Raw genomic sequence first — 22350 nt, 5'->3', positions numbered from 1 at the left:
ACGTTTCCGGCTCCAAAACAGGCCGAAACGGCCCTAAACCGGCCCTTCCCGGGTGATTCAAATACCCTACTTTTCCGCCCAACTACCTGGGCCGGCCCTGTGCGGATGTCGGACTCAGATGCTGTTGTCGAGGGTCCGTCGGGTCGGTGCGAAAGACCTCTACGGATTGGTGCGCCGACCCAGATGTGGCTGGTGGGGAGGACAGGATGAGAACGCCCGCGATCAATTTCCGCCAGAATGTTCGCCGGATCGGCCTTTAATGTTCGGGCACCCGAACTTTCGTGTTACGTTGCTGTCATGAGCCGCGACATGACCATCCTGGAGTCCGCAGGATCCCCGCCTAATACACCCGCACCAAAGCGACTGCTATGGATGCTCGGACCGGCCCTGGTGGCCGGAGTCGCCTACCTTGATCCGGGAAACGTCGCCAGTAACATGACCGCAGGGGCCCGCTTTGGCTACCTGCTGGTTTGGGTAGTGGTTGCCGCAAACACCATGGCCTGGCTCATCCAGTACCTCTCCGCCAAGCTGGGGCTGGTCACCGGAAAGTCCCTGCCCCAGCTCCTGGGAGAGCGGATAGGCCGTAAGTCGGCGCGGCGGCTGTACTGGCTCCAGGCAGAACTGGTGGCCATGGCCACCGACGTGGCCGAAGTCATCGGCGGAGCCGTGGCCCTCTGGCTGCTGTTTGACCTGCCGCTGCTGCTTGGCGGAGTCATCACCGGCGTGGTTTCCCTGGCCGTGCTGGGCCTGCAGGGCAGCGGCCGGCACCGGACTTTTGAATACGTGATCGTGTCCATGATGGCGATCATCGCCGTCGGCTTCACCGCCGGGGTCGTCATTTCGCCGCCCGACGCCGGCGCACTGGCGGGCGGGCTGGTCCCGCGCTTCGAGGGCAGCGAATCCGTGCTGTTGGCGGCGTCCATTCTCGGCGCCACCGTCATGCCGCACGCAATCTATGCGCATTCGGCCCTGACCCGCGACCGGTTCCCGGACCGCAGCGCCAGCCTGACCACTCCCATGCTGATCCGCGCAACCCGCTGGGACGTGACGATTGCACTGGCCGTCGCGGGAACGGTGAACCTGGCTATTCTGCTGCTGGCCGCCAGCTCCCTGCAGGGAGTGGATGGCACCGACACCCTTGAGGGCGCCCACGCCGCGATCGCCGCATCGCTGGGTGCCGCCGTCGCAACCCTTTTTGCGGTGGGGCTTCTCGCTTCGGGCCTGGCGTCGACGTCGGTAGGCGCCTATGCCGGAGCCGAAATCATGCAGGGCCTGCTAAGGATCCGCATTCCGATGCTCCTGCGCCGGCTGATCACACTGATTCCGGCGCTGCTGATCCTTGCTGCCGGCATCGATCCCACCTGGGCGCTGGTCCTGAGTCAGGTCATCCTGTCCTTCGGCATTCCGTTTGCCCTGATTCCACTGGTTTGGCTCACATCCCGCAAAGACCTCATGGGGGTCTACTGCAACCGCTGGTGGACGACGGCGCTGGGCGTGGTGGTCGCGCTGCTTCTGGTGGGCCTGAACATCACGCTGCTGGTGCTGACCTTCAGCGGGGCAGCTTAGCTTCCCCGCTGCCGCCCGCCGGCCAGCCCCGAAGGCTCCTCAATCCTTCAGGGATCCTTCAACGAGTGCCGTTGCGATGCTGTCCGCATCCTGCAGCGTGGCAAGGTAGCGTTCGGCGTCGAGGGCCGCTGCACAGCCGGTGCCGGCGGCCGTGATGGCCTGCCGGTAGCGGTGGTCCACGGCGTCGCCGCAGGCAAAAACGCCGTCGGCGGACGTGGCGGTGGTGGGTGCGGCCACGGAAATGTAGCCCTCCGGGTCCAGATCCACCTGTCCGTGCAGCAGTTCCGTGCGCGGAACATGTCCAATGGCAACAAAGATGCCGTCGGCGTGCAGCTCCCGTTTTTCTCCCGTGACCGTATCGGTGAGGGTCACACCCGTGGCCTTGTCCGTGCCGTGCACGGCGGTCACCTCGCTGTTCCACTCAAACCGGATTTTCTCGTGGCTTTTGGCCCGCATCGCCATAATCCGGGAGGCCCGCAGCTCGCCGCGCCGCACAATCACCGTGACCGTTTTGCCAAACCGGCTCAGGAACAGCGCCTCCTCCATGGCCGAATCCCCGCCTCCCACCACAAGGACGTCCTGGTTGCGGAAGAAAAATCCGTCGCAGGTGGCACACCAGGAAATGCCGCGGCCGTTGAGCCGTTTCTCTTCCGGCAGCCCCAGTTCCTTGTAGGCGGAGCCGGTCGCCAGAATGACGCTGCGCGCCTTGTATTTGCCGCCGCCCCCGGTTTCCACCCGCTTGATGTGACCGCCCAGCTCCACTGACACGACGTCGTCGTACTGGACCACGGCGCCGAACTTTTCTGCCTGCTTGCGCAGGTTATCCATCAGGTCCGGGCCCTGGATGCCGTCCGGGAAGCCGGGAAAGTTTTCCACCTCGGTGGTGTTCATCAGGGCCCCTCCGGCGGTGACCGAACCGGCCAGGACCCGCGGGGTGAGCCCGGCCCGGGCGGCATAAACGGCTGCCGTGTAACCGGCCGGACCGGAGCCGATGATGATGACCTGATCAGTGCTCATAAAAGCGCTCCTTCCGGTTGGTTTCCAGTGTGAGGGCATACTTGAGCGGTGACTACCCTCCCCCTTCCCGCCGTCGAGCTGATGCAGCTGCCGCTGGCTGCCATTGACGCCCTCGCCTCCGGGGACCTGGCCACCGCCAACCAGCACTCCCCCGTACCCCTGACGCCGCATTTTTCCGCAGACCGGCAAGCCGTGTGGAAAATCCGCAGCCTGCAGCTGGCCACAGCGCCCGACGACGCCGGCTGGGTCACCGGAGCGATTGTGGACAGTGCCAGCGGACTGGCGGTGGGCTGTGCCGGATTCCATGGTCCGCCGGATGCGGCCGGGATGGTTGAGCTGGGGTACTCCGTGGATCCCGCTCTGCGCCGCCGCGGGTATGCCCGAGCAGCGCTGGAACTGATGCTTGCCCGGGCCAACCGTGAACCGGCAGTCAGCACCGTGCGGGCGACCATCAGCCCGGACAATGAAGCGTCGCTGAACCTCGTGCTGCAGTACGGATTCGAGGAAAAAGGCACGCAGTGGGATGAGGAGGACGGCCTGGAAATCATCTTTGAGCTGGCCCTTCGGCTAGGCTGACCCGGTGATTTCCGAAAACCTCTTCGCCGACCAGGCCACTCTGACCACCGAGCGGCTGCGCCTGGAACCGCTGGGGCCGGAGCATTTCGACGGCGCCTGGGCGTCCCTGCAGGATCCGGAAGCCACGCGCCTGACCGGAACCCACGCGGAATTCACTCCAGACCAGATCCGCGCCTGGCTCGCCGGACTGGCCGGGCAGCACGACCGCGCCGACTGGGCCGTCATCCGGCTGGCTGACGACCAGCACCCGGAGGAACACCACCGGAAAGAGCGGTACCTGGGCGAAGTGGTCCTGAACGATTTGGACCCGGACAACGAGTCAGTCGGCTTCCGGATCGCGCTGGCGCCAGCTGAAGTGCTGGGCCAGGGGTACGGCACTGAGGCGACCCGCGCCGTCGTCGCACACGCGTTTGATGATCTGGGCCTGCACCGGGTGGCACTGGAGGTTTTCGCCTTCAATCCGCGGGCGCAGCGTGCGTACGAAAAGGCGGGCTTCACCACCGAGGGCCGGCAACGCGACGCGCTGCAGTGGGACGGTGAGTGGGTGGATGCCATCAGCATGGCAATGCTCGCGACTGACCCGCGGCCCTAGGCGATGCGGCGGCGGATCTGCAGGGCAGCCAGCAGGGTAAAGACCACAGCCATAACGCTCAGGACAGCCACGACGTAGCCGTTGCTGATGTCCCAGTCCCCCATGGATGCGGTGATGCCGAAAAGCTCCTGCAGTTCGGCCACGGCGCCGGGCTGGTCACCTGCCATGGCCTGCAGGGAGTCAGCCGTCATTTCCTGCCGGACCGGCACTGACGCCTGCATAAACGGCAGCGCGTTGATGACTGCCCGGACGCCGTCGGGCAGCGCGCCGACCGGAATATAGGCGCCGGCAAGGAAGCCCAGGATCGTTCCCACAATGGTGGACAGCGCGGAATAGGCCCCGGCGGTGCGCACAAACGACACCACAAAGGCACTCAGCGCCGCGAAAGCCAGACAGCTCAGTGCCAAAAAGCCATACACGGTGGCGATCTGCCCCGGCTCGAAGCTGACCCCGTCCACCAGATAGAGGTACACGAGGCTGATGATCAGCACCACTGTGGTCATGATCAGGGCAACGACGCCGGCCGACAGCAGGTAGCCGAGGATCAGTTTTTCGCGGCGGATCGGCGATACCAGGAAGTCACGGAACCGGCCCGACGCCGAATCCTCCACAAAGACGTTCATGGCGCCCAGACCGGTGGTGATGGAGGTGATGCCGACAATGCCGGCAAACATCCAGGTGTCCACAAATCCCTTGACCTCTTCTTCGGTGGCACCGGGGAAGGATTCTTGCAGGTCATCAACCTGCCCGCTGCCGAGGAAGAGCGTGTAGAGCAGAAACAGAATCAGTGCCGACAGCAGCGAAAAGAACACACCCAGCCGGTCGCGGAAAAACAGGCGGAGGTTGCGGGACATCAGGGTGAGGACCACGCTCATGCCGCTTCCCCCTCGCGGCCGGTCAGGGCGAGGAAAACGTCATCCATGGTGCCATGGCGGAACTCGAAGTCCAGGACGTGGCCGCCGTGCCGGTTCAAGATTCGGAGAGCCGTGGCTGCGTCGCCGGCCACCAGCCGCACCACGCCGCCGTCGTCCTCATCCCGGATCCCGGCACCCTCCTCCGCGGCCAGCTCCAGCAGCGCCGGGCGGTTGTCGGTGGTGATGCTGAGGATTGAGCTGCTGTGCTGGGCGCGCAGCTGCGCGGGAGTGCCGTCGGCGATGATCCGGCCGCGTTCAATGATGCAGACCCGGTCCGCTTCCTCGGTTTCCTCCATGTAGTGCGTGGTCAGGAAGACGGTGAGGCCGTGCCGGTCCCGCAGCTCGCGGATGGTGAACCACACCAGCGCGCGGCTGGCGGGGTCCAGGCCGGCGGTGGGTTCGTCAAGAAAGAGGATCGACGGCGAGTGCAGCAGTGCGCGCGCGATGTCCACGCGCCGACGCTGGCCACCGGAATACGTGCCGTAGGGTCGGTCCACAAACTCATCGAGGCCAATCAGCGCGCTCAGCTCCGTAATCCGGGCCTCGTTGGCCCGGGCATCGGCGGCGTAGAACCGGGCGCGTGTCCGCAGGTTCTCCCGGCCGGTGAGCAGCGGGTCCAGCACGGAGTCTTGAAAAACCACCCCTATATTCTTCCGGACGGCTCCGCCGGCGGTCCGGACGTCGTCGCCGTCAACGGAGGCTTCACCGGAATTAAAGGGAATGACGGTGGTCAGGCAGGAAATGGTGGTGGATTTGCCGGCGCCGTTAGTCCCCAGGAAAGCGAAGACGCTGCCGGATTGAACGTCAAAGGACAGGTCGTCGACGGCGGTGGTGGCCCCGTATTTTTTGGTCAATCCCCGGACAGAGATGGCCGTTCCCGTGCTCGCACTCAAGATTTCCCCAATTTTCTCGGCCTGCGTGGCCGGGTTAGTTGGGGCGAGTCTATCGGCGCCGTTCTGTAGACGGCAGCAGACACCCCGGTTCGCATAGGCCGAAGCAATATGACCCTGTCAGATGGTCCGGATCCATAGCTTTCTCCTATTGACCAGATGCAGAGGAAACCTTGGACAGGTCCAGTGGCCGGCCGGTCTAATTGAGCCCAAGCCGCAGGTGCAGAGAATATTCTGAAGGGACAGGCGCATGGACGAGACTCGGGTTTTTCGGATCGCCTCAATACCGGCCGACGGCGTGGGCAAGGAGGTGGTAGCCGCCGGACGCCGGGTCCTGGATAGTCTTGCCGAACAGTCCGGCGACAAATTTGGCTTCAGCTGGAGCGAATTTCCGTGGGGATGTGAGTACTACGCCGAGCACGGCGTCATGATGGATCCGAAAGGGCTGGAGATCCTGCAGGACTTCGACGCCATCTACTTCGGCGCTGTGGGATGGGAAAACGTCCCGGACCACGTCAGCCTGTGGGGCCTGCGCCTGAACATCACCCAGAACTTTGACCAGTGGGCCAATATCCGCCCGGTGAAGTTCCTCCCCGGGGTCCAGTCTCCGCTCCGCAAGGCCGATGACACCGAACTCGACTGGATTGTGGTGCGGGAAAACAGCGAGGGCGAATACGCGGGGATCGGCGGCCGGAACCTGAGCGGCCGCGGGCCGGGTAACGAAGTTGCCCTGCAGACCGCCCTCTTCACCGAGAAAGGCTGCGAACGCATTATGCGGTTCGCCTTCGATCTGGCCCGCACCCGCACCGTCAGGAAAGTTTCCTCGGTGACCAAATCCAACGCCCAGCAATACGGCATGGTGCTGTGGGACGAGGTTTTCCAGCGGGTCGCCGCCGACTACCCCGATGTGCAGACCGAAAGCGTCCTGGTGGACGCCATGAGCGCCAAGTTCGTACTGAAGCCCGAGGACCTGTCCGTCGTCGTGGCCTCAAACCTGAACGCCGACATCCTCTCGGACCTCGGATCGGCCCTGGCCGGAAGCCTGGGCCTGGCGGCCAGCGCCAACCTGAATCCCGAGCGCCGGTTCCCCAGCATGTTCGAGCCGGTCCACGGCACCGCCCCGGACATTGCCGGCATGGGCATCTGCAACCCCATCGGCGCGATCGCCAGCGCCGCCCTGATGCTGGACCACTTCGGGCTCCCCGAACAGGCCCGCCGAGTGGAGGCAGCTGTCGAGGCCGCAACGGCCTCCGGCCATCTCACCCGCGATATTGGCGGGGAGTCCAACACGGCCGAGGTCACCGACGCGATCATCGCCGCCCTGAACACCAGGGTTGACGCAGGGTAGATGCCCGCCAGTCTCCGCCCGGTCCTGAACCGCGTTTGGCCCCTGCTTTTCAGGCCGGCAGGTCATCCCATTCAAAATACGTGGTGTGGTTGTTCTCCCAGTCCTGGCGCAGAATGGCGTAGGCCACCGATGCAACCCTGGTTCCGTCTGCGGTGGGCCAGCCCAGGCGGTAGTGGGCTTCCTTCAGGAATCCGGCGCGGAGGAAAGTCTTGCGCATGGCAATGTTGTCCTCCCTCGTTTGGCCCTCAAACCGCACCGGCTCCGGGAACTGGTCAAACACCATGGCGCACAGCGCGGTAAGCACCTTCGGCCCTAGGCCTTTGCCGCGGAACTCCTCGGCCAGCCGTAAATCAAACATGGGGGTGTCATCCTCGAGATCGTCCAGGACCACCAGCCCAATCCGGGAGCCGTCGTCGTTAACCCAATAACCGAGGGATTCGGTGGACCAGAAGCGACCGCTGGCCACGGACTGACGCGCTGACTCCTCCGAATGCCGGGGCAGCACATGGAACGGAAACCGGTTGGTTGTCAGGAACTCCACCAGGTCACTGGTGTCCTGCTCGGAATTGGCCAGGGGAGTGAAGGATATGGGCATGGTCGAACTCTAGGGAACGACAGTAGGGTGTGGAAACAACACCTGCTTTATGACTTTCCGACCCACCGACGGGGGAACCATGAAACGCGTTATTTCGACGGGCGAAATCACCGTTGATACAGCGGCGCAGAATCTGCGGGACTTCTTTACCGAGACTATGCCGCGCACCGGACTGGTCCGCAGCAGCTCACGGTTTGATTCCTGGGCCGGCGGCGGGGATGCCCCTGAAACGGTGAACCGGATTACCGCCGATGACCTGGTGGCCGCCTCCTTCCGGTCGGTAAAGATTCCGCCCCGGACCGCCATCGCCGTTTTGGAGACCCGGGCGAAGGAGATCTCGGATCTCCTGGCCCAGATCCCCGCCGACGTGGACCTGCCCGACGCCGATCCGGTGCGGGACCTGGGCGTTGACAGCCCTGCCCGCCAGTTGTGGAATCTGCTCCGCGGCAAGGCTGACGACGCCGGGTGGGGAGTCGGTCCGAGCACCACCAGTAAGATCATGGCCCGGAAGAGGCCGCGGCTGATCCCCGTGTATGACTCCATCATCCGGCGGGTGACGGCGGTCCCCGGCCCGAAGGATCAGTGGCTTTACTGGCACACGTCCTATGCCGACGGCGTGCTGGCCGAGCGGCTGGCCGAGATCCGTGCCAAGTCCGGGATCACCGAGCCGATTACGGACCTGCGGGAGCTGGACATCGTGCTGTGGATGCACGGCAAGCGGCAGGGTTTCGAGCCGCAGGCCGAGGACCTCGAAACCTGAGCTGGCCCCAAGCTGAACGCCGGGCAGTCACTGCAGCAAAGCTTGATTGACAGATGGTCACGGAAATATGAAGGTGCCGGACCCGGGGCACCAAAAAGCAGCAGCCTTAATGCGCCTTGTACGGAACGGGCTCGGGGAGGCCCGCTTCCCGCCGCACCCGCCGCGAGAACCGTTCGATGGATTTCAGGGCCGCCACCACGTCGCCGGGACCGACGTCGAACGGCATGGACTTCATGGTTTCACCCGGCACGGTGGAGGCCTCAGCAACCAAATCCAGCTCCCGCGCGTCGTCCACGGACAGGCCCACTTCGGTCAGCGTGTTCGGCAGGCCCACCCGGGTGGTGAACTCGACGAAATCCCTGAAATCTGCGGTTGGAGCGCCTTCAAGCACCAGCTGCGTCAAGGACCCGATGTTCACCTTCTGCCCGTGGGCAAGTCCGTGCGTCTGCGGCGCCGCGGTCAGCCCGTTGTGGATGGCGTGCGCTGCCGCCAGTCCCCCGGATTCAAAACCAAGGCCTGAGAGCAGGGTGTTCGCTTCTATGACCTTCTCCAATGCCGGCGTCACCACATGGTCCCGGGCCGCATCCAGCGCCGGCAGCGCGAATTCCCACAGCACGTCCCAGCTCAACCGGGCCAGGGCAGTGCCGGTCTCAGTCGGAAGCCCACCGGCCATGGTCAGGGAGAAGGACGCTGCCGTAGCCCGCGCTTCGAGCCAGGTGGCAAGCGCATCCCCCACCCCATGGGCGAGGAACGACGCCGGCGCATTGGCCACAATCTGTGAGTCCACCAGCACCAAATCCGGGTTGCGGGAAAAGAACCGGTACTCCTCGAACGCGCCGTCGGCGGTGTAGACGACGGCGAGGGCGGAGGTGGGCGCGTCGGTTGATGCAACCGTCGGCACGGATGCCCAACGGATCCCGGCCGCATCCCCGGCAGCCTTGCACGCATCAATGGTGCTGCCGCCGCCAACACCCACCACAACATCGGCTTCCGCTGTTCGAATGGCCTGGGTCAGGCGGTCGATCTCCGCGGCGGTGGGGATGCCGTTGAAGACTTCCCGGGTTACCGGCAGTTCCTGCACCTGCAGCGAGCGGGTTACGTCGTGGCCCACGAAACCCCAGACGACGTCGTCGGCCACCAACAGTGGCTTCGTGCCAATCTGTGCCAGGAACTCACCCAGGCGGTGAATCGCCCCCACCCCCTGGACGTAGCGGCCGGGACTGATCACGGTACGAACTGGTGCCTGCTTCATGTTGAGCTCCTGGTCCACGTCGGGGGACGGCTGCAGTGCCGCCGGACTTCAGCGTAGGCGGCGGTGCCGGAGAACGGCTAGGGTCCCGCGGGCTGGAGCCCGGGACGCCTACGGCTGCAGCCGCGGGGCCGCCGCACGCAGGTGATCCTCAGGCGGAACCGACATCCCGGCCGCGGAACCCCGCAAATCCGGCCGCCACGAGCACCGCGGCAAAAGCGCTCATGATCACCAGCGGTGCGGGGTCCGGTTCGGCGCTGGGAACCAGCGATACGTGCGTCAGCGGGGAAAGGTCCATGGCCCACTCGGGCAGGCCAAGCAGCGATCCCAGAAACAGCACGATCGCCGTCCACACCACCACAGCCCAGGCCAGCGCCGTGATCCGCGGGGCAAGCCCGAAGAGTGCGACGGCGATGGCCGCCACCAGGGCGATTGCCGGGAGGTAGGCAAGCGAGGCCACTGCCAGGTCCCCGGCCCACCCGGCGTCACCGGTACCGGCGGTCACACCCAGTCCCGTACCGAGTCCAACCAGCACCGTCATGGCGACGGTCTGCAGCGCCACCACTGCCAGCCAGCCGGCGAACAGCCCGGACCGTGAGCTGCCGGTCACCAGCATTTGTTCCGCGCGGCCGGCATCCTCCTCGGCGCGGAGCCGAAGCACCGCGGTGACACTGAAAATCAGCGGAGCCACCATCAGGAACGAGAGGATGGCGGAGGCGAAGCTGGTGGTCAGGTTCGCCAGATCCACCGTGATCCACTCCGCCAGTTCAGGGATGTCGGCAAAGGAATCCTCCAGTGAGTTGGCCAGTGTGCCGAAAGCCGCGGCAAACAGAAACGCCGACGCCGTCCAGACCGTGAAGGAACCGCGCAGCAGCCGGTTCGCCAGTCCGGCCGGGGAAAGCAGGGACCGGGGAGCCGCAGCGGGACCGGGCTTCGGCGCACGCAGTCCGGCACCCAGGTCCCGCCGTCCGGCCAGCAGCACGGCCAGCAGCAGGAGCCCGGCGGTCACCACCACGGAGACCGCGAGCGGCCACCAGCGCAGGTCAACATAGAGACGGGTTTGCTGCGCCCAGGCAAAGGGCGAGAACCAGGACAGCCAGGAACCCTGGTTGTTGATGACGTCACCGATTCCGCGGACCAGGAAGGCTGCGGCCAGCACCGCCATGGCCATGCCCACCGCCCCGCGGGCGTGTTCGGTCAGCTGTGCCGCCACCGCGGCGACACCGGCGAACACCAAACCGGTGAGCGCTGTGCCGGCACCGAGGGCCAGGGAACTGGCGGCCTCCAGCCCGAAACCCGCAAGGGCTGCGGCGGTGGCCGTTCCCACTGCGGCATTGGCGATGGCAACGGTGGTGACGGCGGCAGCAGCCGAGGCAAAGCGTCCCACCGGCTGGGCGCGCAGCATTTCCATCCGCCCGGATTCCTCCTCGCCGCGCGTGTGCCGCACCACGAGGAGGATGCTCATGATGGCCGCGGCCAGATAGAGGTACAGCGACAGCTCATTGGCCACCATGGCACCAAACGTGTAGTCCTGGAGCCCGAACGCCGGTCCGGTCATCATGACGGTCGCAGGGTTGGCCAGCAGGCTGGCCCGGGCCTGCAGTGATTCAGGCGTCGTATAGGTGGTCTCGAAAGTGGCCATGGAACCGGCGACGCCGAGACCCACGGCGGCGGTCCACACCAGGATGCGGATCCGGTCCAGGCGCAGGTTCAGGCGCAGCAGCCCTCCGGTGGCAGCCCAGGGGGTGGTGGCGTGTTGCTCGGCGGTCCCACTGTGCGCGACGGCGGTGCTCATTGTGCCGCCTCTTCCACCGCTCCCGCATCACCGTAGTGGCGCAGGAACAGTTCCTCCAGCGACGGCGGCGTGATGGTCAGGTTCTCGACCCCGGCGCGGGCCAGGAGCAGCAGCACCTCATTGACGCGGGCGTTGTCGACGTCGAAGCGCAGGTATCGGTCCTCGACGCTGAGGTTGTGCACGCCCTCCGCAGCTAAGAGCGCTGCAGGATCCGCCGTCGTCGTCGCGGTGACGGCGGAACGCGTCAGGTGCCGCAGCTGAGAAAGAGTGCCGGTTTCGACGTCGCGTCCGGCACGGATGATGGTTACCGTGTCGCAGAGTTTTTCCACCTCAGCCAGGATGTGGCTGGAAAGCAGAACGGTGCGGCCCTGATCCCGGAGGGCACGGATCTCGTCAGTGAAGACTGCCTCCATCAGCGGATCCAGCCCGGAGGTGGGCTCATCTAGGAGGAACAGTTCGGCGTCGGACGCCAGCGCCGCCACCAGGGCAACTTTTTGCCGGTTGCCCTTGGAATAGGTGCGGGCCTTTTTGGTGGGATCCAGTTCGAAGCGTTCCAGCAGCTCAGCGCGCCGGATGCTGCTGCGCCCTTTCCCCTTGCTGCTGCGGCCGCCTCCATTGTGCAGCCGGGTGAAGATGTCGATCGCTTCGCCGCCGGTGAGGTTGGGCCAAAGGCTGGTGTCTCCGGGAACGTACGCGATTCGCCGGTGGACGGCGACGGCGTCGGACCAGGGATCGGCGCCGAGGACGCGTGCCGTGCCGGCGTCGGCGCGCAGGACACCAAGAAGCACCCGGATGGCTGTGGACTTCCCGGCCCCGTTCGGTCCCAGGAAACCGGCCACCTGCCCTGCTTCGACGGCCAGCGAGAAGCCGTCCAGGGCCCGGGTGGGGCCAAACGTCTTGACGAGGTTGACGGTTTCGATGGCGAGCTGGTTCATCGCAGAGCTCCGGGTGGTGGGGACACTTCAGGCGTCGATGTACCAGACGGTACATCCATGCGTTGCGAGGTGCATTACATGCCGAGAACATCCTCGAGGAGGTGCGCCATGATCCAGCCGCGCTCCCATAGGAACACCAACCCGCAATTCCTGCTTCCTCGGGGACGCGCGCAGATGAAATTGAAATGTTATAGGCCCACAGCCTATTTCGAGTCGGGGTAGGGCATTCTTTGACATACGTGGCCCGGAAGGCTCACAACCCGCCCCTAGAAACGCCCGCCCCTTCAAAAGAGGTTCTCCGTGCCATATTCCCAGCGCGCCTCAGCGCTCCTTGCCGCTTCTATTGCTGCCGCCTTCCTGCTGGGCGGCTGCAGCCAAGCTGACGACTCTGCCGAACCGGCGGCAAAAGAGTCGCCCCTGACGGAATTCATGTCCTCGGTATACGGCAGCGATATGAGTCCCGAGGAGCAGGAGAAGGAGTACGCGGAGCGGGAGCGGAAGCGCGAAGACCTGGTGGCTCAGTGCATGTCCGAGGAGGGCTTCGAATACACGCCCAATGTGCAGGATGTCTCCTTTTCCATGGGGTCGGTCGACGACTATAAACCTGATTCCCGGGAATGGGTCGCGCAGTACGGATACGGAATGATCAACTACCCGGGCTCGGACGATCAGCCGACCGCTGAAGCCACTGAATACGTGGATCTCAACGCCGACTACGTTGCGAGTTTGTCCGAATCGGAACAAACGGCTTTTTATGAGGCTTTGAACGGCCCGATGCCCGATGAGGCGGACATGCCGGCCGAGGGCGAAGTCATCGAGTGGGATTGGACCACCGCCGGGTGCTACGGCTGGTCTGAGAATGAAATCAGCGGAGAGGACCCCTACTCCTCGGAGGAACACCAGCCCCTCATCGATGCAATGAACACCCTGTATGAAGACATGATGGCTGACCCGGAGCTCGTCGATGTTGATGCCGAGTGGTCCGCCTGCATGGCCGACGCCGGGCAGCCGGGGTTCTCGGTGCAGAATGACGCGCGGAGCAGTATCAGCGACAAGATGAATACGATGTACGACGATTCCGGTTCCGTGGACGAGGCGGCGATGGACGCTGTGGCAGAGGAAGAAATCGAACTCGCCCTCGTTGATCTCGACTGCCGCGAAGAGACCGATTACCAGGACACCATGGAAAGCGTGCAGTTCAAGCTTGAGCAGCAGTTCATCGATGATCACAAGGCTGAACTGGAAGCATTCCGGGCTGATGCTGAGCAGGGAAACTGATTGATGCCTGGACGTAACCGCTCCGCACCTACGGCGGACGACGCCGTCGGCTTGGGCCTGCTCCTGGAGGAAACAGACGGGCAGGAGCCCCGGAAAGCTGCAGCCGGGCCGTCGCTGCGGGCAGCAGCCGGCGCGCTCTTCCAGCGCAACCGGACGCTGTGGATTGTGACTGCCGCTGCCGTTCTGAGCCTGGTCGCCGGCCTCCTGGTCGGAAGGTTCCTGTTCTCCCCTGCCGATGCAGCCGGCGCCGCGGCACCGCCGGAGCCCGGCCTGGTGACAGTCCCCGTTAACTACGGACAGCTCAGCAACGACGTGACCATCCGCGGCGAAGTTGCCTACGCCGATCCCGTCGAAGTACGCATCGACACCACTTCGATTTCCGGTCCTGCCGTGGTCACCGGCCAGGTGCCGGAAGCGGGCACGGAATTTAAGGGCCTTTCGATAGCCCTTGAGGTTGCGGGCCGGCCCGTCATCGTGCTGCCCGGCGAGCTGCCGGCCTACCGCACCCTGTACTTTGGAGTTTCCGGCCCCGATGTTGCCCAGTTCAAGACAGCTGTCCGAACCGTGGGGATTGATGCCGGCGATCCGGCGGACCCCGTCTTCGGCCTGGACGCTGCCGCTGCCGTATCCACCCTGTATGCCGCAGCGGGGTACTCCGTGCCCGCAGCCGAGGACGGAAGCGCGGATATGCTCCGCGGGGCGCAGGAGTCGGTCCGGGCGGCCGAGCAGGGACTGTTGTCCGCCCAAAGCGATCTTGCAGCCACGCCGGTTGGTGCCACGCCGGTGGAAATCCGGGAAGCCGACAACGCAGTCAGCAGCGCACAGCGTGAGCTTGCGGCAGCCCGGCAGGCCAAGCCCCAGGATCCGCTGCAGATCGCAGGCCTGGTTGATGCCCTCGGACTTGCGGAACTGCGCCGGCAGCAGGTCGGCGCCGACCGCACCGATACTCCTCAGCGGGCTGCCGTTGACGCAGCAGCCGCGCAGCTTGCACAGGCGCAGGAGGACCTGGGCCGGGCCGAGCAGGCTGCTCTGCCCACTCTGCCGGCGGGTGAGGTGCTGTACCTGGCTGATCTTCCCCGGCGCGTTGACGCCATCACCACTCAGCGGGGTTCCATCCTCGAAGGTTCAGCCATGACCGTGTCAGGTGCCACTCTGGGGTTGTCCGGCTCCGCCGCTGAAGCGGATGCCCGCCTGCTCAAAGCCGGAGACACCGCGACCTTTGACCTGCCGGACGGCACCGCCCATTCAGCGACCATCACGGCCGTGACGCCGGGGGAAGGGGACTCCCAGCGCTGGAACGTCCAGCTGCAGCCGGATCCGTTGTCCCCGGAGCAGATCCAGGAGCTGCAGGGCTCCAACGTTCGGGTGTCGATCGCCGTCGGCGCCTCGGACGGCGAGGTTTTGTCCGTCCCCTATGCGGCCCTCACCGCCGGCCCGGGCGGCGAGACCCGGGTGGAAGTTGCTGAAGGTGATCCCCGTGACGGCGAAGCGGCGGCCACCCGGCTCGTCGTCGTCCGCAGCGGCCTGGCCACGCCGGGCGCGGTGGAAGTGACCCCGGTTGAGGGGGAACTGGCCGAAGGCGATCTGGTTGTGGTGGGTAAGTGAACCAGCCCCTCCTGGAACTGCGTGATGTCACCCGGTCTTTTCCCGGCCCGCCGGAAGTGCAGGCGCTGAAGGGCATCAACCTCTCCGTGCAGCAGGGTGACTACGTGTCGATTGTGGGACCGAGCGGATCGGGCAAGTCCACGATGCTCAATATCCTGGGCCTGCTGGACCGGCCCAGCGTGGGCGAATACCGGTTTGACGGGCACCTCACTGGCGACCTCGACGAGGACACCCGTGCCGCCGTCCGGGCCCAGCGCATCGGATTCGTTTTCCAGGCTTTCCACCTCCTGCCGCGCCGGTCGGTCCTGGAGAACGTCATGATGCCCATGCTCTACAGCGGAACCCCTCGTGGTGAACGGGTGGAGAGGGCACGGGAAGCACTCCTCCGCGTGGGCCTGGGCCACCGCATCGGTTTCCTGCCCGGAACACTCTCCGGCGGCGAGCGCCAGCGGGTTGCCGTGGCCCGCGCCGTCGTCACCCGCCCCAGCGTGCTCCTGGCGGACGAGCCGACCGGCAACCTCGACGGGGGCACCACGCAGGACGTCATGGAATTGTTCGAAGACCTCGTCACCGATGGTCTCGCGCTGGTCATCATCACCCACGACCAAGCCGTGGCTCAGCGCGCCGCCCACTGCGTCCGCATCGCTGACGGACGGGTGGGCTTGCCCGCATGAGAGGACAGAGACGACGACGCCCGGCCCCGGTTAGCTCCCCTTCCCCCGATGGCCGGCCCGGCCTCCCGGACGGCGGGGAACAGCCCGAGCTTCTCCGCTCCGTACCGGCCTCCGACCGGTTCAGCTTTATGGACCTGTTGACCGAAGCGACGTCGGATTTCGGCACCCGGCCCGGACGGCTCCTGATGACCCTGGCAGGGACCGTCCTGGGCATCGGCGCACTGGTGGCAACGCTGGGGTTCGCCCAGACCACTGCGGGCCAACTGGCCAGGCAGTTCGATTCCTTCGCTGCCACCCAGATAGTCGCGTCCCCTGCGGAGGCCCGGAACGCTGACGGCAACAGTGTTGCCACAGCGTCGCTTCCCTGGGACGCCGTGGACCGGATGGAGCGCCTCGCTGGAATTGAGCAGGCGGCTCTGGTCACTGAAGTGAAACTCCGCGAAGGCACAGTGACCGCGGTGCCCGTCAACGATCCTTCGGCACCCATCAGCGCACCACCGCGGGTATTTGCCGCTTCGTCCGGGCTCGTTGAGACGCTCGAGGGAAAGGTCCGCCACGGCCGCCTCTTCGACCAGGGACATGACCAAAGGCGCGACCGCGTGGCTGTCCTGGGCGACAGGCTCGCCGACCGGCTGGGCATCACCCGTGTTGATTCGCAACCGTCCATCTTTATCGACGGCCTGCCCTACGCCGTCGTCGGCGTCTTCGGCGATGTCCAGCAGCGGCCCGAGCTTCTCGACAGCGTGGTCATTTCCACCGGGGCGGCGCGCGCTGATTTTGGCCTCAGCGCACCGGGAGAACTCCAGAGCCGCATCGTCATCGGTGCGGGTCCCCAGATTGCGGAGCAGGCCGCCCTTGCCCTCTCCCCTGATGCGCCCGAGCAGATCGACGTTGCTGCGCCCCGGGGGCGGTCCCAGCTTGCGGATAATGTCCAAGCCGACGTCAACCTGATTTTTGTTGTCCTCTCCGTAGTGGTCCTTCTCGCCGGTGGCGTGGGGATCGCGAACGTCACCATGCTCTCCGTCATGGAGCGCACCGGAGAAATTGGGCTGCGTCGGGCCATCGGAGCGACCGGCCGCCAAATTGCCGCGCAGTTTGTCACCGAGTCCGTCATCGTCGGCCTCCTCGGAGGAATCCTTGGCGCGGCCACGGGAGTTTTCGCCGTCATCGCGATCTCGGCGTCCCAGCAGTGGATCCCCGTCGTTAATCCGCTGGTGGCCTGCGGAGGGGCGCTGCTGGGAGCGCTGGTGGGGCTGGCCGCCGGCAGCTTCCCGGCGCGGAGAGCCACCCGGATTGAACCCGTCGCCGCCCTGCGCGGATCATAGAACCGCCGCTGTCCCGAAGATCCCCGGCCGGGCGTCCGCTGCCCTCGGGGGCACGGTGCTAACCTGAAGGCATTCGAAAGTGTGTTCTAGGAGAGGCGGGTCATGGCAGTCTTTTCCGCGAACCCTTCCCCGCGCTCCGGGGGCGGGGAGGCCGCTGCAAACCGGTCCACTCTGCCGGCCGGCTTCGCCTCCCCGGCCCAGGATTATTACGACGCCGGGATAGACCTGAACCGGCACCTGATCCGGGATGCCACGTCCACCTTCATCATGCGGGTCTCCGGCGACGCCATGGACGGCGCCGGCATCAGCGACGGTGACGAGATTATCGTGGACCGGTCCCTGACGCCCAAGGACGGATCCGTCGTCGTCGCCGTCCTGAACGGTGAACTGACCATCCGGCGCCTGCTGCTCACCGGACACGGAATCTTCCTGCATGCCGACAGCCCCGGTTCGACCGATATTCCCGTGCCGGATCCGGCCGAACTGTCCGTATGGGGCGTGGTGACCCGGTGCCTGCACCACGTCTAGCTGAACAGCAGCGTTTCGCCCTGGTGGACGTCAACAGCTTCTATGTCTCCTGCGAGCGCGTCTTCGATCCGAAGCTGGCCGGCATTCCCGTGGTGGTGCTCTCCAACAATGACGGCTGCGTGGTGGCGCGCTCCGACGAGGCCAAGGCCCTGGGCATCAAGACCGGGGAGCCGTGGTTCAAGCTGGCCGAGGCGGCTCCGAAGCTGGGCCTGGTGCAGCGCTCCAGCAACTACGAGCTGTACGGAGACCTGAGTTCGCGGGTGATGCAGCTGCTGGCGCGGTTTTCCTCGGAGCAGGAAATCTATTCCATCGATGAGTGCTTCCTGCACCTGTTCGGAACCGACGAACAGCTGCGCAGCCGCGGAACCGAGATTCGGGCGGCGGTGGCGCGGAACATCGGCCTGCCGGTCTGCGTGGGCATCGGCAGCACAAAAACCCTGGCCAAGTTCGCCAACCGGATTGCCAAGCAGAATCCCCACCTGGGCGGGGTCTGCAACCTTGACACCCTCGGCCCCGCCGCCGTCGACACCATCATGTCCCGGGTTCCCGTCACCGGACTGTGGGGCGTGGGCGCGCGCAACGGAACCCGGCTGAACGCGCTGGGCATCCACACAATTGCGGACCTGCGCGACGCCGATCCCACTCTGATCCGCGCGAAGTTCTCCGTGGTCCTGCAACGGACCGTGCTGGAGCTGAACGGGACCGCGTGCATCCCGATGGAAACCGAATCCGCGGACAAGCAGCAGGTGCTCTTTTCGCGCAGCTTCGCGACGCCGGTCACCACCCGCGACTCCATGCGGCAGGTCATGAGCCTCTACGCGCAAAAAGCGGCCATCCGGCTGGCGAAGGAGGGCCAGCTCGCCACCGTGATGACGGTTTTCGCTGCCACCTCCCGGTTTAGTACGACGGCGCCGTCCTCCCCCTCGGCGACAGTGCGGCTGGAGCGGCCCACCGCCGATCCCCTGCTGCTCACGCGGGCGGCCATCACGACCATGGACCCGCAGGTGGTGGAGGGCGCTCCCTACGCCAAGGCCGGCATCATGCTCACCGGCCTGTCCCCAGCCGGGGCAGAGCCGGTGTTTGACCTCTTTGACGCCGGCCCGGAGCAGCCGGACATCGGACCGCTGCTGGCGCAGGTCACGGACAAGTACGGTGCCGCCAGTATCGGCCTGGGATTGGCCGGAATGGCCTCCGCCAAACCCGACTGGACGATGGCCCGGAACTTCGCCTCGCCCCGCTTCACCACCGAGTGGTCGGACCTGCCCGTGGTGAAGGCGGTCTAATATCCCTCTGATGGAGGGGCTCGCAGCCGAGCCGTGGGACGCTGGAGATATGGATTTGTTGGTCTCACCCGCGCTCACGATCCCGGCGTCGGAATTGAGCTGGCGCTTTTCCCGCTCCTCGGGGCCGGGCGGCCAGCATGTGAACACCTCCGACAGCCGCGCCTCGGTGTCCTGGAACATCGCCGAATCGGCGGTCCTGTCCGACAACCAGCGGGAACTGCTGCTTACCCGCCTGCAGCGTCGCCTGATCGACGGCGTGGTGACGGTGACGGCATCGGAGCAGCGTTCACAGCTGCGCAACCGGGAAATAGCCCTGACCAAGCTCGCTGAGTTGGTGGCGGATGGTCTGGCTCCCGAGGCTGCCCTGCGCAGGAAGACCAAACGGACGCGGGGTTCGAACTTTCGGCGCCTCGATGCCAAAAAGCAGCGGTCAGCAACAAAACAGCAGCGGCAGCGCCCCAGCGCTGACTAAGCGGACAGCACCGCCTGGACCCGAACGGTGGTTGGACCCCAATTGCCAGGGGATATCCATGGATTCGAGTATTCGCCCCGGCAGCGGCACCGCAAAAGTGGGCTAGGATCGCTTTCCTAAGACCGGTACCCCCCAGATATTAAGAAAACTCGCATTAACCCGGTCAAAAGCACGCCATGAATTATTCAGTCCACTTCAAACCGAGGACCAATTATGCGTGCCACCTACACACTCACCGCGCTAACCGCACTCACCGCAGGCCTGTTGCTAACGGGCTGCGTCGACAACAGTGCCGCAGAGTCACCCACCGGGGGAACCGGCAGCACGGACGGAGAAACTATCTCCGTCGAGAAGAACGAAGAGCTGGCGGCAATGTTGCCGGAAGACATCAAGGCGGCCGGAGTGCTTAATGTCGGCATGGCCAACAACTACCCCCCTAACGAGTTCAAAAATCCGGAGGGGGATCCCGCGGGCTGGTCCGTGGACCTGACTAATGCCTTGGGCCAGTCTCTGGGGTTGAGCGTGAATTTCGACATCGGAACCTTTGACAACATTATTCCCTCCGTAAATGGCGGAAAAGCCGATATGGGCATGTCTTCCTTCACGGATACCATCGAACGGGAAAAGCAGGCCGACTTCATCAACTATTACTCGGCAGGCATCCAGTGGGCGTCACCGGAGGGGAAGGACGTTGACCCCGACAACTCGTGCGGACTTCGGGTTGCGGTTCAGGCGACCACCTACGAGGACACCCACGAGGTGCCGGCCAAGTCCAAGGCCTGCACAGATGCCGGGAACGCGGCGATCGAGATCTTCCGTTATGACTCCCAGGACCAGGCGACCAATGCGCTGGTCATCGGCCAGGTCGACGCCATGAGTGCGGACTCGCCCGTGACGCTTTACGCCATTTCCAAAAGTGAGGGGAAACTGCAGACCGCCGGTGATCCGTCCGAGGTTGCACCCTATGGAATCCCCATGGCGAAGGGGTCCGAGCTGACACCGGTCCTGCAGAAGGCACTTCAAGCCCTTATCGACGACGGCACCTACAACGAGATTCTTTCCGTATGGGGCGTTGAAAGCGGCGGGGTCGAAACAGCCACACTCAATGTCGCTGCGGCAGGCTAGCAGACTGTGACGCCGCCCCTGAGCGGATCAACAGATGGCCGGGCCACGGCGGAATCCGATTATCCGGACGGCGCGCAGCTGCGGGCCATTCCGTTGCGCCACCCGTGGAGGAACATTGCCGCGGTGGCCCTTGTCATCGCGCTGGGCATCTTCATTATCGACGCCGCCCAGCGTGAACAGTACGGATGGTCCGAGGTTGGCAAGTATCTCTTCGACCAGCGCATCAGTCAGGCCGCCCTGACCACCCTGCAGCTGACTGTGTACTCGATGGCGGCAGCAATTCTGCTGGGACTGCTGCTGGCCATCATGCGCCTTTCCCCAAACCCCGTTGTCCGGAATATCGCTTGGCTGTATCTATGGATCTTCCGCGGCACGCCCGTCTACGTACAGTTGGTGTTCTGGGGAATCGTCGCCCTGATCTACCCCGTGTTCACCATAGGAATCCCTTTCATGGATCCGTGGATCACGGTCAACAACGGCGTTTTCACCAATCTTTTCGTGACGGCTGTTATCGGACTGGCACTGAATGAGGCGGCGTACATGTCCGAAATCGTCCGTGCCGGGCTGCTCTCAGTTGATGACGGACAGGAGGAAGCATCGAAGGCGCTGGCCCTGTCCTGGGCGCAAACAATGCGCTTTGTGGTTATTCCGCAAGCAATGAAGGTCATTGTTCCGCCCACAGGCAACGAGGTTATCTCGATGCTGAAAACCACGTCCCTGGTCGCCGCAATTCCACTGAGCGTCGACCTTTACGGAGTATCGCGGGGCATCTCGGCGGTTACTTTCACTCCGGTCCCGCTGCTCATTGTCGCTTCAATCTGGTACCTGCTCTTCACCTCGGTGCTCATGGTCGGCCAGCACTTCATTGAGAAGCGTTTCTCACGCGGAAGCGGCCGCCGCACTGAGAGGACCGCGGTGCGCGGGGCATCCCGCGCCGCCGCCCCTGGTGCCGGAACTCCGGCCGGCGGCGGAGCCGCCGTTGCCCTCGAAACGCCCCCCGGCAAAGGAATAGGAGGCAACGGATGACCGGCACCCCAATGGTTCACGCGGACCGCGTGTCCAAGAGCTTCGGCAGCAATGTTGTCCTGCGCAGCATCAGCCTGACCGTCCACGCCGGAGAGGTCCTGTGCATCGTGGGGCCAAGCGGGTCCGGCAAGTCCACTTTCCTGCGTTGCATCAACCACCTCGAACAGATTGATGCCGGCCGGCTTTCCGTCGAGGGAAAGCTCGTTGGCTACCGGCAGAAGGGTGACAAGCTCTACGAGCTTCGACCTGCCGAAGCCTCCTACCAGCGCCGGGACATCGGCATGGTATTCCAGCGGTTCAACCTCTTTCCGCACCTCACTGCCCTGGAAAATATTGCGTTGGCACCCATGCGGGTCAAGCGTCTGTCCAAGGCGGCTGCGACCCGCCAGGCGGTGGAATTGCTGGACCGGGTAGGGCTTGGGGACAAGGCCGACTATTATCCGGCGCACCTCTCGGGCGGCCAGCAGCAGCGCGTGGCCATTGCCCGTGCCCTTGCCATGGAACCGAAGCTCATGCTGTTCGATGAACCCACCAGCGCCCTTGACCCGGAACTCGTCGGAGAGGTCCTGGACGTCATGAAGGAACTCGCATCAACCGGAATGACCATGATCGTGGTTACCCACGAGATGGGTTTTGCCCGCGAGGTGGCCGATTCTTTGGTCTTCATGGACGTCGGAGTTGTGGTGGAAGCCGGGAACCCGCAACAGGTTCTGACAGCGCCCCAGCACGAACGCACCCAGGCATTTCTTTCCAAGGTGCTGTAGGTGTAACTCTCACGGACGTTATGCAAAAGGCTG

Annotated in this window: 22 protein-coding genes; 15 read left to right on the top strand and 7 right to left on the bottom strand. The window is 64.9% G+C overall.

The features are described from left to right. Nucleotides 1-297: 297 nt before the first annotated feature. Nucleotides 298-1566 carry an Nramp family divalent metal transporter gene (locus AAE021_RS17010; RefSeq protein ID WP_425362415.1) on the top strand — a complete coding sequence of 423 codons (1269 nt, stop codon included), beginning with the start codon at nt 298-300 and terminating at the stop codon, nt 1564-1566. Nucleotides 1567-1605: 39 nt separating this feature from the next. On the opposite strand, the gene trxB is transcribed toward AAE021_RS17010, so the two are convergent. Further along, nucleotides 1606-2583 carry a thioredoxin-disulfide reductase gene (gene trxB, locus AAE021_RS17005; RefSeq protein ID WP_342023473.1) on the bottom strand — a complete coding sequence of 326 codons (978 nt, stop codon included), beginning with the start codon at nt 2581-2583 and terminating at the stop codon, nt 1606-1608. A gap of 48 nt (nt 2584-2631) precedes the next feature. Between trxB and AAE021_RS17000 the strand changes: the two genes are divergently transcribed. Beyond that, nucleotides 2632-3159, top strand: a complete 528-nt coding sequence (locus AAE021_RS17000; protein ID WP_342023472.1) for a GNAT family protein — start codon at nt 2632-2634, stop codon at nt 3157-3159. 4 nt (nt 3160-3163) lie between these two features. Then, on the top strand, nt 3164-3751 hold the full coding sequence (locus AAE021_RS16995; protein WP_342023471.1) for a GNAT family protein: 588 nt from the start codon (nt 3164-3166) through the stop codon (nt 3749-3751). Here the strand turns inward: AAE021_RS16995 and AAE021_RS16990 are convergent. Both AAE021_RS16990 and AAE021_RS16985 read right to left on the bottom strand, forming a co-directional pair. Next, entirely contained in the window at nt 3748-4626 is an 879-nt protein-coding gene (locus AAE021_RS16990) for an ABC transporter permease (RefSeq protein ID WP_342023470.1), read from the bottom strand. The genes AAE021_RS16995 and AAE021_RS16990 overlap by 4 nt on opposite strands. Further along, nucleotides 4623-5558: an ABC transporter ATP-binding protein gene (locus AAE021_RS16985; protein WP_342023469.1), complete on the bottom strand. Its 936-nt coding sequence runs from the start codon at nt 5556-5558 to the stop codon at nt 4623-4625. Before AAE021_RS16985 ends, AAE021_RS16990 begins: the two co-directional genes overlap by 4 nt. A 247-nt stretch (nt 5559-5805) precedes the next feature. Here AAE021_RS16985 and AAE021_RS16980 point away from each other — a divergent pair, with 247 nt between their 5' ends. After that, nucleotides 5806-6903, top strand: coding sequence for a tartrate dehydrogenase (locus AAE021_RS16980; protein ID WP_342023468.1), 1098 nt, complete (start codon nt 5806-5808; stop codon nt 6901-6903). A gap of 49 nt (nt 6904-6952) precedes the next feature. Here AAE021_RS16980 and AAE021_RS16975 read toward each other — a convergent pair whose 3' ends face one another. Next, entirely contained in the window at nt 6953-7498 is a 546-nt protein-coding gene (locus AAE021_RS16975; protein ID WP_342023467.1) for a GNAT family protein, read from the bottom strand. Between the two features lie 49 nt (nt 7499-7547). Here AAE021_RS16975 and AAE021_RS16970 point away from each other — a divergent pair, with 49 nt between their 5' ends. Next, nucleotides 7548-8258 (top strand): DUF6308 family protein, encoded by a 711-nt coding sequence (locus tag AAE021_RS16970; protein ID WP_342023466.1) that lies wholly within the window; start codon nt 7548-7550, stop codon nt 8256-8258. A 106-nt stretch (nt 8259-8364) separates the two neighbouring features. Here AAE021_RS16970 and AAE021_RS16965 read toward each other — a convergent pair whose 3' ends face one another. The 3 genes from AAE021_RS16965 to AAE021_RS16955 form a co-directional block, all read right to left on the bottom strand. After that, nucleotides 8365-9510: a glycerol dehydrogenase gene (locus tag AAE021_RS16965; RefSeq protein ID WP_342023465.1), complete on the bottom strand. Its 1146-nt coding sequence runs from the start codon at nt 9508-9510 to the stop codon at nt 8365-8367. Nucleotides 9511-9658: 148 nt separating this feature from the next. Continuing rightward, a complete protein-coding gene (locus AAE021_RS16960) occupies nt 9659-11302 on the bottom strand; it encodes a polyketide antibiotic transporter (protein ID WP_342023464.1) in 1644 nt (547 codons plus the stop codon). Continuing rightward, nucleotides 11299-12237: an ABC transporter ATP-binding protein gene (locus tag AAE021_RS16955; RefSeq protein ID WP_342023463.1), complete on the bottom strand. Its 939-nt coding sequence runs from the start codon at nt 12235-12237 to the stop codon at nt 11299-11301. Before AAE021_RS16955 ends, AAE021_RS16960 begins: the two co-directional genes overlap by 4 nt. A 300-nt stretch (nt 12238-12537) precedes the next feature. Here AAE021_RS16955 and AAE021_RS16950 point away from each other — a divergent pair, with 300 nt between their 5' ends. From AAE021_RS16950 to AAE021_RS16905, 10 genes are all read left to right on the top strand, one after another. Beyond that, nucleotides 12538-13515: a hypothetical protein gene (locus AAE021_RS16950; RefSeq protein WP_342023462.1), complete on the top strand. Its 978-nt coding sequence runs from the start codon at nt 12538-12540 to the stop codon at nt 13513-13515. 3 nt (nt 13516-13518) lie between these two features. After that, a complete protein-coding gene (locus AAE021_RS16945) occupies nt 13519-15120 on the top strand; it encodes a hypothetical protein (protein ID WP_342023461.1) in 1602 nt (533 codons plus the stop codon). Further along, nucleotides 15117-15794, top strand: coding sequence for an ABC transporter ATP-binding protein (locus tag AAE021_RS16940; RefSeq protein WP_342023460.1), 678 nt, complete (start codon nt 15117-15119; stop codon nt 15792-15794). The genes AAE021_RS16945 and AAE021_RS16940 overlap by 4 nt, the downstream gene beginning before the upstream one ends. A 128-nt stretch (nt 15795-15922) precedes the next feature. Next, the gene (locus AAE021_RS16935; protein ID WP_342023459.1) at nt 15923-17119 is read left to right on the top strand and encodes an ABC transporter permease; all 1197 of its coding nucleotides are present in this window, start codon (nt 15923-15925) and stop codon (nt 17117-17119) included. Between the two features lie 102 nt (nt 17120-17221). Then, a complete protein-coding gene (locus AAE021_RS16930; RefSeq protein ID WP_342023458.1) occupies nt 17222-17647 on the top strand; it encodes a translesion error-prone DNA polymerase V autoproteolytic subunit in 426 nt (141 codons plus the stop codon). Beyond that, nucleotides 17629-18930: a Y-family DNA polymerase gene (locus AAE021_RS16925; protein WP_342023457.1), complete on the top strand. Its 1302-nt coding sequence runs from the start codon at nt 17629-17631 to the stop codon at nt 18928-18930. Before AAE021_RS16930 ends, AAE021_RS16925 begins: the two co-directional genes overlap by 19 nt. Before the next feature lie 49 nt (nt 18931-18979). After that, nucleotides 18980-19402, top strand: coding sequence for an alternative ribosome rescue aminoacyl-tRNA hydrolase ArfB (gene arfB / locus AAE021_RS16920; protein WP_342025450.1), 423 nt, complete (start codon nt 18980-18982; stop codon nt 19400-19402). Between the two features lie 213 nt (nt 19403-19615). Next, nucleotides 19616-20527, top strand: a complete 912-nt coding sequence (locus AAE021_RS16915; RefSeq protein ID WP_342023456.1) for an ABC transporter substrate-binding protein — start codon at nt 19616-19618, stop codon at nt 20525-20527. A 6-nt stretch (nt 20528-20533) separates the two neighbouring features. Next, nucleotides 20534-21553, top strand: a complete 1020-nt coding sequence (locus AAE021_RS16910) for an amino acid ABC transporter permease (RefSeq protein ID WP_425362414.1) — start codon at nt 20534-20536, stop codon at nt 21551-21553. Then, nucleotides 21550-22317 (top strand): amino acid ABC transporter ATP-binding protein, encoded by a 768-nt coding sequence (locus AAE021_RS16905; protein ID WP_342023455.1) that lies wholly within the window; start codon nt 21550-21552, stop codon nt 22315-22317. Before AAE021_RS16910 ends, AAE021_RS16905 begins: the two co-directional genes overlap by 4 nt. Nucleotides 22318-22350 lie beyond the last annotated feature (33 nt).

Source organism: Arthrobacter citreus (assembly GCF_038405225.1).
Classification (GTDB): Bacteria; Actinomycetota; Actinomycetes; order Actinomycetales; family Micrococcaceae; genus Arthrobacter_B; species Arthrobacter_B citreus_A.
This window is presented reverse-complemented; position numbering and strand designations above follow the sequence as displayed.